This window comes from Burkholderia sp. MSh2, assembly GCF_000731655.1.
Taxonomy (GTDB): domain Bacteria; phylum Pseudomonadota; class Gammaproteobacteria; order Burkholderiales; family Burkholderiaceae; genus Burkholderia; species Burkholderia paludis.
Genome location: NZ_JPGM01000023.1, coordinates 96068 through 109338, shown reverse-complemented (window position 1 = coordinate 109338; position 13271 = coordinate 96068). Strand labels below are relative to the sequence as shown.

Annotated in this window: 12 protein-coding genes; 9 read left to right on the top strand and 3 right to left on the bottom strand. The window is 67.4% G+C overall.

Annotated elements, in window-relative coordinates; all coding sequences use genetic code 11:
* The first annotated feature begins 43 nt into the window (after positions 1-43).
* The 9 genes from trpB (at position 44) to GQ57_RS15750 (ending at position 9734) form a co-directional block, all read left to right on the top strand.
* Positions 44-1237 carry a tryptophan synthase subunit beta gene (trpB, locus tag GQ57_RS15790; protein ID WP_031402299.1) on the top strand — a complete coding sequence of 398 codons (1194 nt, stop codon included), beginning with the start codon at positions 44-46 and terminating at the stop codon, positions 1235-1237.
* A gap of 8 nt (positions 1238-1245) precedes the next feature.
* Positions 1246-2094: a DNA-methyltransferase gene (locus GQ57_RS15785; protein ID WP_031402298.1), complete on the top strand. Its 849-nt coding sequence runs from the start codon at positions 1246-1248 to the stop codon at positions 2092-2094.
* Between the two features lie 90 nt (positions 2095-2184).
* The gene (gene trpA, locus GQ57_RS15780) at positions 2185-3000 is read left to right on the top strand and encodes a tryptophan synthase subunit alpha (protein ID WP_034198341.1); all 816 of its coding nucleotides are present in this window, start codon (positions 2185-2187) and stop codon (positions 2998-3000) included.
* Positions 3001-3062: 62 nt separating this feature from the next.
* Positions 3063-3935, top strand: a complete 873-nt coding sequence (gene accD, locus GQ57_RS15775) for an acetyl-CoA carboxylase, carboxyltransferase subunit beta (RefSeq protein ID WP_011355716.1) — start codon at positions 3063-3065, stop codon at positions 3933-3935.
* A 101-nt stretch (positions 3936-4036) separates the two neighbouring features.
* Complete coding sequence (gene folC, locus GQ57_RS15770; RefSeq protein WP_031402296.1) at positions 4037-5347, top strand: bifunctional tetrahydrofolate synthase/dihydrofolate synthase; 1311 nt, start codon at positions 4037-4039, stop codon at positions 5345-5347.
* 29 nt (positions 5348-5376) lie between these two features.
* Positions 5377-6213 (top strand): SPOR domain-containing protein, encoded by an 837-nt coding sequence (locus tag GQ57_RS15765; protein WP_034198340.1) that lies wholly within the window; start codon positions 5377-5379, stop codon positions 6211-6213.
* Between the two features lie 6 nt (positions 6214-6219).
* The gene (locus GQ57_RS15760) at positions 6220-6714 is read left to right on the top strand and encodes a CvpA family protein (protein ID WP_031402294.1); all 495 of its coding nucleotides are present in this window, start codon (positions 6220-6222) and stop codon (positions 6712-6714) included.
* 51 nt (positions 6715-6765) lie between these two features.
* Complete coding sequence (gene purF, locus GQ57_RS15755; protein ID WP_031402293.1) at positions 6766-8298, top strand: amidophosphoribosyltransferase; 1533 nt, start codon at positions 6766-6768, stop codon at positions 8296-8298.
* A gap of 245 nt (positions 8299-8543) precedes the next feature.
* Positions 8544-9734, top strand: coding sequence for an O-succinylhomoserine sulfhydrylase (locus tag GQ57_RS15750; RefSeq protein ID WP_031402292.1), 1191 nt, complete (start codon positions 8544-8546; stop codon positions 9732-9734).
* Between the two features lie 115 nt (positions 9735-9849).
* On the opposite strand, the gene GQ57_RS15745 is transcribed toward GQ57_RS15750, so the two are convergent.
* The 3 genes from GQ57_RS15745 to GQ57_RS15735 are packed head-to-tail and all read right to left on the bottom strand — an operon-like array spanning position 9850 to position 12945.
* Positions 9850-10812 carry an NAD-dependent epimerase/dehydratase family protein gene (locus tag GQ57_RS15745; protein ID WP_034198339.1) on the bottom strand — a complete coding sequence of 321 codons (963 nt, stop codon included), beginning with the start codon at positions 10810-10812 and terminating at the stop codon, positions 9850-9852.
* The gene (gmd, locus tag GQ57_RS15740; RefSeq protein WP_034198338.1) at positions 10799-11845 is read right to left on the bottom strand and encodes a GDP-mannose 4,6-dehydratase; all 1047 of its coding nucleotides are present in this window, start codon (positions 11843-11845) and stop codon (positions 10799-10801) included. Before gmd ends, GQ57_RS15745 begins: the two co-directional genes overlap by 14 nt.
* Before the next feature lie 35 nt (positions 11846-11880).
* Complete coding sequence (locus tag GQ57_RS15735) at positions 11881-12945, bottom strand: acyltransferase family protein (protein WP_034198337.1); 1065 nt, start codon at positions 12943-12945, stop codon at positions 11881-11883.
* Positions 12946-13271: the final 326 nt, after the last annotated feature.

Below are 13271 nucleotides of genomic sequence, written 5' to 3'. Positions count from 1 at the left end.
CGGCTCCGAAAGCGGGGCGCATCGACCGATCGAGAGAGACACCATGTACAACCTTCCTGATGATCGCGGCCACTTCGGCCCTTACGGCGGCCTGTTCGTCGCCGAGACGCTGATTCACGCGCTCGACGAGCTGCGCGCGGCGTATGAAAAATTCCAGAACGAACCCGGCTTCGTCGCTGAATTCGAGCGCGAGCTGAAGCATTTCGTCGGCCGTCCGTCGCCGATCTACCACGCGCAGCGCTGGAGCGAGACGCTCGGCGGCGCGCAGATCTACCTGAAGCGCGAGGACCTGAACCACACCGGCGCGCACAAGATCAACAACGTGATCGGCCAGGCGCTGCTCGCGAAGCGGATGGGCAAGAAGCGCGTGATCGCGGAGACGGGCGCCGGCCAGCACGGCGTCGCGACCGCGACGATCTGCGCGCGCTTCGGGATGGAGTGCGTCGTCTACATGGGCTCCGAGGACGTGCGCCGCCAGGCCGCGAACGTCTACCGGATGAAGCTGCTCGGCGCGACGGTCGTGCCGGTCGAATCGGGTTCGCGCACGCTGAAGGACGCGCTGAACGAAGCGATGCGCGACTGGGTCACGAACATCGAGAACACGTTCTACATCATCGGCACGGTCGCGGGCCCGCACCCGTATCCGATGATGGTGCGCGACTTCCAGCGCGTGATCGGCGACGAGTGCAAGGTGCAGATGCCCGAGCTCGCGGGGCGGCAGCCCGACGCGGTGATCGCCTGCGTCGGCGGCGGCTCGAACGCGATGGGCATCTTCTACCCGTACATCGACGACGCGTCGGTCCAGCTGATCGGCGTCGAGGCGGCGGGCGACGGCCTCGATACGGGCCGTCACGCGGCGTCGCTGATCGCCGGCAGCCCGGGCGTGCTGCATGGCAACCGCACCTACCTGCTGCAGGACGACAACGGCCAGATCATCGAGACGCATTCGGTGTCGGCGGGGCTCGACTATCCGGGCGTCGGCCCCGAGCATGCATGGCTGAAGGACAGCGGCCGCGCGCAGTACGTCGGCATCACCGACGAGGAAGCGCTGAAGGCGTTCCACGACTGCTGCCGGATCGAGGGGATCATCCCCGCGCTCGAGTCGAGCCACGCGATCGCGTACGGCGTGAAGCTCGCGCCGACGTTGCCGAAGGACAGGATCCTGCTGGTCAACCTGTCGGGCCGAGGCGACAAGGACATGCACACGGTCGCCGAGCGATCGGGCATCGAGCTCTGACCCGACCGATGCGTGACCTGATCGAAGAGCCGGGCGGCGGTGCCGCGAGCGGGGCGGAGGCGGTTCAGCCCGCCGCCGCGCCGCGCGCGCTGCCGTCCGGTATCGAACTGCATAACCGCGATTTCCTGACCGATGCCGCTCATCTGCCGGATGCGTCGATCGACCTGATCGTCGCCGATCCGCCGTACGGGCTCGGCAAGGACTACGGCAACGACTCGGACAAGCGTTCGGGCGACGACTTCCTCGCGTGGACGCGCGAGTGGCTCGAGCTCGCGATTCCGAAGCTGAAGCCGAGCGGGTCGATGTACATCTTCTGCACCTGGCAGTACGCGCCCGAAATCTTCAGTTTCCTGAAGACGAAGCTCACGATGGTCAACGAGATCATCTGGGACCGGCGCGTGCCGAGCATGGGCGGCACGACGCGCCGTTTCACGTCGGTGCACGACAACATCGGCTTTTTCGCGGTTTCCAGGGCGTATTACTTCGATCTCGATCCGGTCCGCATCCCGTACGACGCCGATACGAAGAAGGCCCGCTCGCGCAAGCTGTTCGAAGGCAGCAAGTGGCTGGAGATGGGCTACAACCCGAAGGACGTCTGGTCGGTCTCGCGCCTGCACCGGCAGCACGCGGAGCGCGTCGATCATCCGACCCAGAAGCCGCTGGAAATCATCGAGCGGATGGTGCTCGCAAGCTGCCCGCCGGGCGGCCGCGTGCTCGATCCGTTCATGGGCAGCGGCACGACCGCGGTGGCCTGCGCACGGCAGGGGCGCGACTTCGTCGGCTACGAGATCAACGAAAGCTATTGTGCGATCGCGCACGAGCGCGTGAGCGCGCTCGCCGCGCCGGCGTGCGCGTGATTCGCGCCGCCGCATCGCCGAACGCATACTTTGTATGAGACCGGGGCGGGCACTGAAGCGCCCGCTCCGGATCGACACAGGAAAATTGCCATGTCCCGTATTCAGCAGACCTTCGCCGCGCTCGCCGAACAAGGCCGTAAGGGCCTGATCCCGTTCATCACGGCCGGCGATCCCGATCCCGCCCGGACCGTCGAATTCATGCACGCGCTCGCCGCCGGCGGCGCGGACGTGATCGAGCTCGGCGTGCCGTTCTCGGACCCGATGGCCGACGGCCCCGTGATCCAGCGCTCGTCGGAGCGCGCGCTGGCGCGCGGCGTCACGCTGAAAAGCGTGCTCGCCGACGTGAAGCGCTTTCGCGAAACCGACCCCAAAACCCCCGTCGTGCTGATGGGCTATGCGAACCCGATCGAACGGATGGGGGTCGACGCGTTCGCGGCCGAAGCCCGTGCGGCCGGCGTCGACGGCGTGCTCGTCGTCGACTATCCGCCGGAAGAGGCCGGCGTGTTCGCCGAGAAGATGCGCGCCGCGCAGATCGATCCGATCTTCCTGCTCGCGCCCACGTCGACCGACGAACGCATCGCCGACGTCGGCAAGATCGCGAGCGGCTACGTGTATTACGTGTCGCTCAAGGGCGTGACCGGCGCGGGAAATCTGGATGTTTCGAGCATTGCGGGTAAAATCCCGGCCATCAAGTCGCGCGTGCCGGTTCCGGTCGGCGTCGGCTTCGGTATCCGCGACGCCGAAACGGCGCGCGCGGTGGCCGAGGTGTCCGACGCCGTCGTGATCGGCAGCCGTCTCGTGCAACTGCTCGAAAGCGCTGCGCCGGAAGGCGCGGCCGCCGCGCTGAAGGCTTTCATCGCCGAGCTGCGCGCCGCCCTGGACGGCGCGGGCACGACGGCGCGATAAACCCAACACAGGAAGCGGGCGGGCCATGCGGCCCGGCCCGCCACGGAACAGGAAACCATACGATGAGCTGGCTCGACAAACTGTTGCCGCCGAAGATCAAGCAGACCGACCCGAAAAGCCGCAAGGGCATTCCGGAAGGCCTGTGGGTCAAGTGCCCGTCCTGCGAGGCCGTGCTGTACCGCAACGACGTGGATGCGAACCTGCACGTGTGCCCGAAGTGCGACCACCACATGCGCATCGGCGCGCGCGAGCGCCTCGACGGGCTGCTCGATCCGGAAGGCCGCTACGAAATCGGCCAGGAAATCGTGCCGGTCGACACGCTGAAGTTCAAGGACAGCCGCAAGTATCCCGATCGTCTGAAGGAAGCGATGGACGACACGGGCGAGACCGACGCGATGGTCGTGATGGGCGGTGCGATCCACACGCTGCCGGTGGTCGCGGCCTGCTTCGAGTTCTCGTTCATGGGCGGCTCGATGGGTTCGGTCGTCGGCGAGCGCTTCGCGCGCGGCGCGCAGAACGCGCTCGAGCAGCAGGTGCCGTTCATCTGCTTCACCGCCTCGGGCGGCGCGCGGATGCAGGAAAGCCTGCTGTCGCTGATGCAGATGGCGAAAACCACCGCGATGCTGACCAAGCTGGCCGAAGCGAAGCTGCCGTTCATCTCGGTGCTGACCGACCCGACGATGGGCGGCGTGTCGGCCAGCTTCGCGTTCCTCGGCGACGTCGTGATCGCCGAGCCGAAGGCGCTGATCGGCTTTGCCGGCCCGCGCGTGATCGAGCAGACGGTGCGCGAGAAGCTGCCGGAAGGCTTCCAGCGCGCCGAGTTCCTGCTGAAGACGGGCGCGATCGACATGATCGTCGACCGTCGCAAGCTGCGCGACGAGATCGCCCAGCTGCTCGCGCTGCTGCAGCGACAGCCGGCCGACGCGCTGGCCTGACCGGCGCGAGGGTAGGCGTACTGCGCGTCGCCCGGTGTCAGCGCCGGGCGGCGCGCTTCGTTTTTTTGGCGTAGTGGCGGTCCCGATCCAGATTTGATCCGATGAGCACTTTTCCCACTCTCGACGCGTGGCTTTCGCATCTCGAACGCGCGCACCCGGTCGGCATCGACATGGGCCTGACCCGCATCGGGCAGGTCAAGGCGGCGCTGCAGCTCGAATTCGCGTGCCCCGTCATCACGGTCGGCGGCACGAACGGCAAGGGCTCGACCTGCGCGTTCCTCGAGACGATCCTCGTGCGCGCCGGCTACAAGGTCGGCTGCCATACGTCGCCGCACCTGCTCGAATTCAACGAGCGCGCGCGCGTGAACGGGCAGAACGTCGCCGACGACGAACTGCTGCCGCACTTCGAGGCGGTCGAGGCCGCGCGCACGTCGCTGCCCCAGCCCGTGTCGCTCACGTATTTCGAATTCACGACGCTCGCGATCCTGCATCTGTTCGCGTCGCGCGGGCTCGACGCGGTGATCCTCGAAGTCGGCCTCGGCGGCCGGCTCGACGCGGTCAACATCATCGATACCGATTGCGCGATCGTCACGAGCATCGACATCGACCATACCGAGTATCTCGGCGACACCCGCGAGAAGATCGCGTTCGAGAAGGCCGGGATCTTCCGCGCCGGCAAGCCGGCGATCTGCGGCGATCCGGCCGCGCCGCAGACGTTGATCGACCACGCCGAAGCGATCGGCGCCGACCTGTGGCTCGTCGGCCGCGATTTCCGCTACGAGGCGCAGGCAGGCGCGGAGCGCCAGCAGTGGAGCTACCTCGGCCGCGAGAAACGCTATCCGGCGCTGGCCTATCCGGCGCTGCGCGGCGCGAACCAGCTGATCAATGCGTCGGCCGCGCTCGCCGCGCTCGAAGCGCTGCGCCCGGTGCTGCCGGTGTCCGCGCAGGACATCCGGCTCGGGCTCGCGAACGTCGAGCTGCCGGGGCGCTTCCAGGTGCTGCCGGGCAAGCCGGCGATCGTGCTCGACGTCGCGCACAACCCGCATGCGTCGGCCGTGCTCGAGCAGAACCTCGGCAACATGGGCTTCTTCCCGTACACGTACGCGGTGTTCGGCGCGATGCGCGACAAGGACATCGACGGCGTGCTGCAGCACCTGAAGGGCGAGATCGACCACTGGTGCGTGACCGACCTGCCGCTGCCGCGCGCGGCTTCCGCGGAGCAGCTCGAAGCGGCGCTGCGCAAGGCGGGCGTGGAGGACGGGCCCGATTCGAGCGTGACGCGCTACGCGTCGCCCGCCGAAGCGTTTCGCGATGCACTAAAAAGAGCATCCGAGAATGATAGAATCGTGGTTTTCGGCAGTTTCCATACGGTTGCCGGCGTGCTGGCCTACCGTAAATCGCAGCAACACTGACTGACGGGCAGTTTCGGACTCAGCCATTCATGGGAATTTTCTCGTTCGGCAAAAAAGACGACGACGCGCCCCCGCGGCGCGGCGGTCGTACCGGGGCCTCCCGGAACGTGCGCACGGAGCGCACTGAACGCGTCGAGCGACGCTCACGCCGCACCGAGCGTCCGGAATCGGACACACTGCTCCTCGATCCGACCCTTCCAGAAAAGCAACGCGCGCGCCGTCGCCTCGTCGGCGCGATCGCGCTCGTCGTCGCCGCCGTGATCGTGCTGCCGATGGTGCTCGATTCGCACCCGAAGCCGGTGACGGACGATATCGCGATCGACATTCCGAACCGGCCCGCGCATCAGGCGGCCGCACCGCGTGACGACGACGCGTCCGACGTGCAGGCAGGCGTCGCGCACGACGAGCCGCCGGCTTCCGACACCACCGTCGCGGCCGCTCCGGCGCCCGCGCCGCAGGACGCCGTCCAGCCGGCCGCGAAGCCCGATACGACGACCACGGCAAGCGTTGCGCCGCCGAAGCCCGCGGCGAAGCCGGCCGCACCCGCGGCAAAACCGGCCGCGCCGAAGCCGGCGCCCGCGACCGTCGCGAACGCCGACACCGCGAGCCCGGACGACGGCGATGCGTCGTCGCCGGCGTCGCCGGCCGGTGCGCGCTTCGCGGTGCAGCTCGGGTCGTTCAAGGACGACGCGACGGCCCGCTCGTGGGCCACCAAGTTGAAATCGGCGGGCGTGCCCGCATATGTCGAGCATCGCAAGCAGGCGGACGGCAGCACGGCTACACTGTTGCGGGCCGGCCCGTTCGCGGATCGCGCGGCGGCCTCCGCCGCGATCGCGAAGGTGCGCGAAGCCGGTCTGACGCAATAACGCACGATGCTGACGGCTTTCGACTACGCTGTATTGGCGGTGATTGCGTTGTCGGCGCTGCGCGGGGCGTGGCGCGGCTTCGTCTCGGAGATTTTCGGGCTGATCGGCTGGATCGCGGCGATCGTGATCGCGGGCCGCTACGTCGGGCTGGTCGTGCCGTACATTCCGGCGAACTGGCCGGGCGGCGCGCTGACGCAGTGGGTGATCGCCTTCGCGGTGCTCGTGATCGGCGTCGTGCTGGTCGCCGGCGTCGCAAACGCGCTGCTGTCGCGGATCGCGCAGGCGAGCGGCCTGGGCGGCGTCGACCGCTCGCTGGGCATGATGTTCGGGCTCGTCCGCGGCTGCGTGCTGGTAGTGCTGCTGGTCGCGGCGGCCGGGCTGACCGAGCTGCCCAAACAGGATTTCTGGCGCAATGCGCTATTGCGTCCTATTGCCGAGCAGGGCGTGCACGAGCTGAAGCAGCTCCTGCCCGACGGCATGGCCCAGTACGTACGCGTGTGACGACGCGGCCGGGCAGGACGGAACCGATTTTGTCATTCTGAAGGACATGCCATGTGCGGCATCGTAGGCGTTATCTCCCAATCCCCGGTCAACCAGCTGATCTATGACAGCCTGCTGCTGCTGCAGCATCGCGGTCAGGACGCGGCGGGCATCGCGACGGCGGACGGCAGCAATTTCCACATGTACAAGGCGAACGGCATGGTGCGCGACGTGTTCCGCACGCGCAACATGCGCAGCCTGCCCGGCACCTACGGCATCGGCCAGGTGCGCTACCCGACGGCCGGCTCGGCGTCGAGCGAGGCCGAGGCGCAGCCGTTCTACGTGAACGCGCCGTTCGGGATCATCCTTGCGCACAACGGCAACCTGACGAACTGGGAGCAACTGAAGGACGAGATGTTCCGGATCGACCGCCGGCACATCAACACCAATTCCGACAGCGAAGTGCTGCTCAACGTGTTCGCGCACGAGCTGCAACTGTCGACCACGGGCCTCGAACTCGATCCGGCCTCGGTGTTCAAGGCGGTGTCGGGCGTGCACCGCCGCCTGCAGGGCTCGTACGCGATCGTGTCGCTGATCGCCGGCTACGGCCTGCTCGCGTTCCGCGACCCGTTCGGCATCCGCCCGCTCTGCATCGGCAAGCTCGAGACCGAGCACGGCACCGAATGGATGGTCGCATCGGAATCGGTGGCCGTCGAAGGCATCGGCTTCGAGTTCGTCCGCGACGTGCAGCCGGGCGAGGCGATCTTCATCGACAAGGCCGGCAACTTCCACAGCCAGCAATGCGCGGAGCAGCCGACGCTGAACCCGTGCATGTTCGAATACGTGTATCTCGCGCGTCCGGATTCGTGCCTCGACGGCGTGCCGGTCTACAACGTGCGCCTGCGCATGGGCGACTATCTCGCCGAGAAGATCAAGCGCGAACTGCCGAACGTGCCGATCGACGTCGTGATGCCGATTCCCGATTCGTCGCGCCCGGCCGCGATGCAGGTCGCCGCGAAGCTCGGCGTCGAGTATCGCGAGGGCTTCTTCAAGAACCGCTACGTCGGCCGCACGTTCATCATGCCGGGGCAGGCCGTGCGCAAGAAGTCGGTGCGCCAGAAGCTCAACGCGATGAGCATCGAGTTCAAGGACAAGAACGTGCTGATCGTCGACGACTCGATCGTGCGCGGCACGACCTCGCATGAAATCGTGCAGATGGCGCGCGATGCGGGCGCGAAGTCGGTGATCTTCGCGTCGGCGGCGCCGCCCGTGAAGTTCCCGAACGTGTACGGCATCGACATGCCGACGCGCGGCGAACTCGTCGCGCACGGCCGCACCGACGACGAAGTCGCGAAGATCATCGGCGCCGACCACCTGATCTACCAGGACGTCGACGACCTGCGCCGCGCGGTGCGCGACATCAACCCGAAGCTCGAAGGCTTCGAGGCGTCGTGCTTCGACGGCAACTACATCACCGGCGCCGTGACGCCCGAGTATCTCGATGCGATCGAACGCGCGCGCCTCGCCCCGGCGTCGCAGGCCGATCGCGACACGGCAGGCGACACCGAGCGTTCGCAGATGAACCTGCAGCTGTCGGTCGAGTGACCCCGGCGCACGCGTTTGCCGAAGCGTGATAGGATGTGGCCTTGCGTCGATTTGATATCAGCTTGCGGACGCGGGGCGACTTCCCAAAACAGCTAAAGCGAAGGCCGGCGGCAGCCGGCCCGAGTCGATCGCTGTCGTACCGCACCGAAGCCCGCTGATGCCGACGCATAGCGGGCTTTTTGTTTTGGCCTGGTTTTGACCGGGTCCGCGCGAGATGCGCGGCCATCGCATACGGAAAACGGAACATGGACGACTCCCTCAACTTCGACACGCTTGCCGTGCGCGCGGGCACGCTGCGCAGCGACTTCAACGAACACTCGGAAGCGCTGTTCCTCACGTCGAGCTTCTGTTTCTCGAGCGCCGCCGAAGCGGCCGAGCGCTTCGCGAATTCGGAAGACTATTTCACCTATTCGCGCTTCACGAACCCGACCGTCACCATGTTCCAGGAGCGTCTCGCCGCGCTCGAGGGCGGCGAGGCGTGCATCGCGACGGCATCGGGGATGGCCGCGATCATGTCGGTCGTGATGGCCGCGCTGCAGGCGGGCGACCACCTCGTCAGCTCGCGCAGCCTGTTCGGCTCGACGCTCGGGATGTTCTCGCAGATCTTCAACAAGTTCGGAATCACGACGACCTTCGTCGATCCGACCGACCTGAATGCATGGCAGGAAGCCGTGCGGCCCGAGACGAAGATGTTCTTCCTCGAGACGCCGTCGAACCCGCTGACCGAACTCGCCGACATCGAGGCGATCGGCCGGATCGCAAAGGCCGCGAACGCGCTGTTCGTCGTCGACAACTGTTTCTGCAGCCCGGTGCTGCAGCAGCCGCTGAAGCTCGGCGCGGATGTCGTGATGCACTCGGCGACGAAATTCCTCGACGGGCAGGGCCGCGTGCTCGGCGGCGCGCTGGTCGGCTCGAAGGAATTCATCGTGGGCAAGGTGTTCCCGTTCGTGCGCAGCGCGGGCCCGACGCTGTCGGCGTTCAACGCGTGGGTGCTGCTGAAGGGGATGGAGACGCTGTCGCTGCGCGTCGAGAAGCAATCGGCGAACGCGCTGGAGATCGCGCGCTGGCTCGATGCGCATCCGGCGGTCGCGCGGGTGTTTCATCCGGGCCTCGAATCGCATCCGCAGCACGCGCTCGCGAAGCGCCAGCAGAAGGCGGGCGGTGCGATCCTGTCGTTCGAGCTGAAGGGCGACACGCCCGAACAGCAGCGTGCGAATGCGTGGCGCGTGATCGACAACACGAAGCTGATCTCGATCACCGGCAATCTCGGCGATACGCGTACGACCATTACGCATCCGGCAACGACCACGCACGGCCGCATCACGCCGGAAGCGCGCGCGGCAGCGGGAATCAGCGAAGGGCTGATCCGGCTGTCGGTCGGCCTGGAGGACGCGGGCGACCTGCGCAAGGATCTCGCGCGCGGCCTCGAGGGCTGAGCGGGACGACCGGTTTCAGCACCGGCATGACGACGGGCCGCTCGATGGAGCGGCCCGTTTTTCGTTCCGCGGCAGGGAAACCGTTCCGCGCCCGCCATCGTGCGCGCTGCCGGATTCAGCCGGCATGCCCGGGTGGCGCGTCGCGCATCGCGTCCATCATCCACCGCAGCGTTGCTTCGAGCGGCGTGACCGGCTGCTCGCCCACCACGTGCCGCAGCTTGTCGCGCGACCCGCTCAGGGTCCTGACTTCGTTGTGCCGCACGAAGCGCGGATCGACCGTCACGTCGATCACGTAGCCGGCGATGCGCGACAGCATCGCCAGCACCTCCTTCAGCGAATACGCGCGCTCCGAGCAGACGTTGAACGTCTCGCCGGCCGGCGCGGCCTCGAGCAGCTTCAGATACGCGGCAGTCACGTCGCGCACGTCGGAGAAATCGCGGCGCACGTCGAGGTTGCCGAGCGAGATCCGCGGTGCGTTGCGCGCATAGTGCGCGACGAGCTTCGGCAGCAGATACGCGTCGCCCTGGCCGACGCCCGTGTAGTTGAACGGTCGCGCGATCACGATCGGCAGCCGGTCGGCCCATAGCCGCGCCGCATATTCCATCGCGAGCTTGCTGACCGCATAGTCGTTCGCCGGGGCGGGCGCGGCGGTTTCGTCGAGCACGCCGGCCGTCGAGTTGCCGTAGACGTTCGCGCTGCTGGCGAGCAGCACGGCGGACGGGCGGCGGTCGAGGCCCGCGAGCGCGGCCAGCAGGTTGCGCGTGCCGACGATGTTGACCGCATAGGTCTGCGACGGCGCGTCCTGCGCGACATGCGCGCGCGCGGCCAGATGCACGACCGCGTCGGGCCGCGCATCGGCCACGGCGGCGCGCATCGTTTCGGCGTCGAGCAAGTCGACGGGCAGCAGCGTGCAGAGCGCGAACGCCGGATCGTCGGGGCGCGCGGCGCCGGGCGCGATCGTGCCCCAGACATCGTAGCCGGCCGCCTGCAGGCGTTCGGCCATGTAGCGGCCGGTGAAGCCCGTCAGGCCCGTGACGAACGCCCGGCGCGACGCGCGCCCGCTGTCAGAACGTGTCATGGCGCCGATTCCGCGTCAGGTCCGCCTCGACCATCATCTGGCAAAGCTGTTCGAGCGTCGTCTTCGGCACCCAGCCGAGCTTGGCCCTGGCCTTGTCCGCGCAGCCGATCAGCAGGTCGACCTCGGCAGGGCGGTAGAACTTCGGGTTCACTTCGACGAGCACGTTGCCGTTCGACGCGTCGAGGCCGCGCTCCTGCTCGCCCTTGCCGGTCCATTCGATCTGGTAGCCGGCGGCCGCGAACGCCATCCGCACGAAGTCGCGCACGGTCTCGGTGCGATGGGTCGCGAGCACGTAGGTGTCGGGCTCGTCGGCCTGCAGCATGCGCCACATGCCTTCGACGTATTCGAGCGCGAAACCCCAGTCGCGCTTCGCGTCGAGGTTGCCGAGTTCGAGGCGGGTCGCCTTGCCCAGCGCGATCTTCGCGACGGTGTCGGTGATCTTGCGCGTGACGAATTCGCGGCCGCGCAGCGGCGATTCATGGTTGAACAGGATCCCGCTGCTGCCGAACAGCCCGTACGACTCGCGGTAGTTCACCGTCATCCAGTGTGCGTACAGCTTCGCTACGCCGTACGGGCTGCGCGGATAGAACGAGGTCGCCTCCGTCTGCGGAACCGACTGCACCTTGCCGAACATCTCGGACGTCGACGCCTGGTAGAAGCGCGTCTTCGGGCTCACGACGCGGATCGCCTCGAGCAGGTTCAGCGGGCCGATGCCGGTCACGTCGGCAGTTGTCGCCGGCTGGTCGAACGACACGCCGACGAAGCTCTGCGCGGCCAGGTTGTACAGCTCGTCGGGCTGCGTGCGCTCGAGCAGGCGGAGGCTCGAGCCGGGGTCCGTCAGGTCGTGCTCGACGAGCGCGAGGTTCGGGTGCGTATCGCAGCCAAGCTCGGCGATGCGCCAGAAATTCACCGAGCTGGTGCGGCGATAGGTGCCCGTGACCTCGTAGCCCTTGTCGAGCAGCAGCTTGGTCAGGTACGCGCCGTCCTGTCCCGAGATCCCGGTAATGACGGCCTTCTTGCGTGTCTGGCTCATGGCGATGTCCTGGTCGAAACGATGGAGGGTGGAATTCAGGCGGCCGTCCCGGCGGCGGCCGGCAGCGCGCGGCGCGCGGGGCCGCGTGTCAGGCGCCGTTCGAAGCCGTACCAGCTCAGGGTTGCGTACGCGAGCGTGAGCGCGAGGGCGAGCGCGGCCGTGACGAGGCGGTTCAGGTGCAGCGGCCACAGCGCATACAGCACGCTCAGGTGGATCAGGTACACGGTGTAGCTCACGGTGCCCACGTAGACGAGCACCGGGTTGGCCAGCACGCGCTGCACGACGCCGCGGCCGCGCAGCGCGATCACGACGATCGACGTGCACAGCAGCAGCGAGAGGCTGTAGAGCGCCGCATTCGACAGCGGCGTGTTGGCGGCGCGAAAGCGCGGAAACGACAGGTGCAGCCAGCCGAGGATCGCGAGCGACACGAGCACGCCGGCGATCGCGAGCGGGTAGAGCGGCTCCAGCGCGCGGCGGTCGCGGCGCAGCACGATCGCGAGCAGCGCGCCGGCCGCGAGCAGGTCCATCCGGAACGGCGTCAGGTAGTAGATCGGCCAGAACGAGTCGAACCACGGTGTCGCGATCGCGCGCAGCACCGGCGCGGCGACGATCAGCGCGACGGCGACCCACGGCAGCGCGCGCTCGGAACACCACAGCACGACGAACGGCCAGAAGATGTAGAACTGCTCCTCGACCGCGAGCGACCACAGCACGTTCAGGCTGTCGTGTCCGATGCTGCCGAGCGACAGCCCGATATTGGTCGAGAAAAACGCGAACCACGGCCAGTGCGGCAGCCAGCCCGCGCCGAACAGGAGCGTCGACGCCGCCAGCAGCAGCACGTACGGCGGCAGGATGCGGCGCGCGCGGCGTGCGTAGAAGTGGCCGAAGTACGACTGCCCGCGCGCCTTGCGATCGAGCAGGATGCCGGTGATCAGCAGGCCGCTCAGCACGAAGAACAGGTCGACGCCCATCCACAGCGGCGCTTTCAGCGCGTGCTGCAGGAATACGGCGCCCACCGCGATCGCGCGCAGCCCGTCGAGCTGCACGATGCGGCCGGGTTGCGGCGGGGCGAGATGCCCGGGGCGCGGGACGGCCGTCATCGCGCCGCTCCGTGGCGACCCGCGGCGGGTCGCATGTCCGATGCGTGTACGTAATGCATGCGTTTAAATGAAATATCGAATCGGAATCGATTCTAGGGAAAAGAAATCGGCAAAAAAACGCGCGTCGTTTATCCGGCGGAAAACGGGCAAATGCCGGTTATTCCGGCCGTGGCGTGAAAGACCTGGCGTCCGGCCGGCCTTGAACGGCGGCGCGGAGCGGCATTTTCTACAGGGCGGCGAGAGAAAGACGGTCGTTGTTGCCGTATTCGAGTGCCGTTCGTCATTCGTTCCGGTTCGATATTTCGTGCGGAAACATCCGCAAATAT

Coding starts and splice junctions, on each gene's coding strand:
- GQ57_RS15760 (WP_031402294.1), top strand. CDS start 6,220: ATGCTGACGGCTTTCGACTACGCTGTATTGGCGGTGATTGCGTTGTCG.
- trpB (WP_031402299.1), top strand. CDS start 44: ATGTACAACCTTCCTGATGATCGCGGCCACTTCGGCCCTTACGGCGGC.
- GQ57_RS15735 (WP_034198337.1), bottom strand. CDS start 12,945: ATGACGGCCGTCCCGCGCCCCGGGCATCTCGCCCCGCCGCAACCCGGC.
- accD (WP_011355716.1), top strand. CDS start 3,063: ATGAGCTGGCTCGACAAACTGTTGCCGCCGAAGATCAAGCAGACCGAC.
- GQ57_RS15745 (WP_034198339.1), bottom strand. CDS start 10,812: ATGACACGTTCTGACAGCGGGCGCGCGTCGCGCCGGGCGTTCGTCACG.
- purF (WP_031402293.1), top strand. CDS start 6,766: ATGTGCGGCATCGTAGGCGTTATCTCCCAATCCCCGGTCAACCAGCTG.
- folC (WP_031402296.1), top strand. CDS start 4,037: ATGAGCACTTTTCCCACTCTCGACGCGTGGCTTTCGCATCTCGAACGC.
- GQ57_RS15765 (WP_034198340.1), top strand. CDS start 5,377: ATGGGAATTTTCTCGTTCGGCAAAAAAGACGACGACGCGCCCCCGCGG.
- GQ57_RS15785 (WP_031402298.1), top strand. CDS start 1,246: ATGCGTGACCTGATCGAAGAGCCGGGCGGCGGTGCCGCGAGCGGGGCG.
- GQ57_RS15750 (WP_031402292.1), top strand. CDS start 8,544: ATGGACGACTCCCTCAACTTCGACACGCTTGCCGTGCGCGCGGGCACG.
- gmd (WP_034198338.1), bottom strand. CDS start 11,845: ATGAGCCAGACACGCAAGAAGGCCGTCATTACCGGGATCTCGGGACAG.
- trpA (WP_034198341.1), top strand. CDS start 2,185: ATGTCCCGTATTCAGCAGACCTTCGCCGCGCTCGCCGAACAAGGCCGT.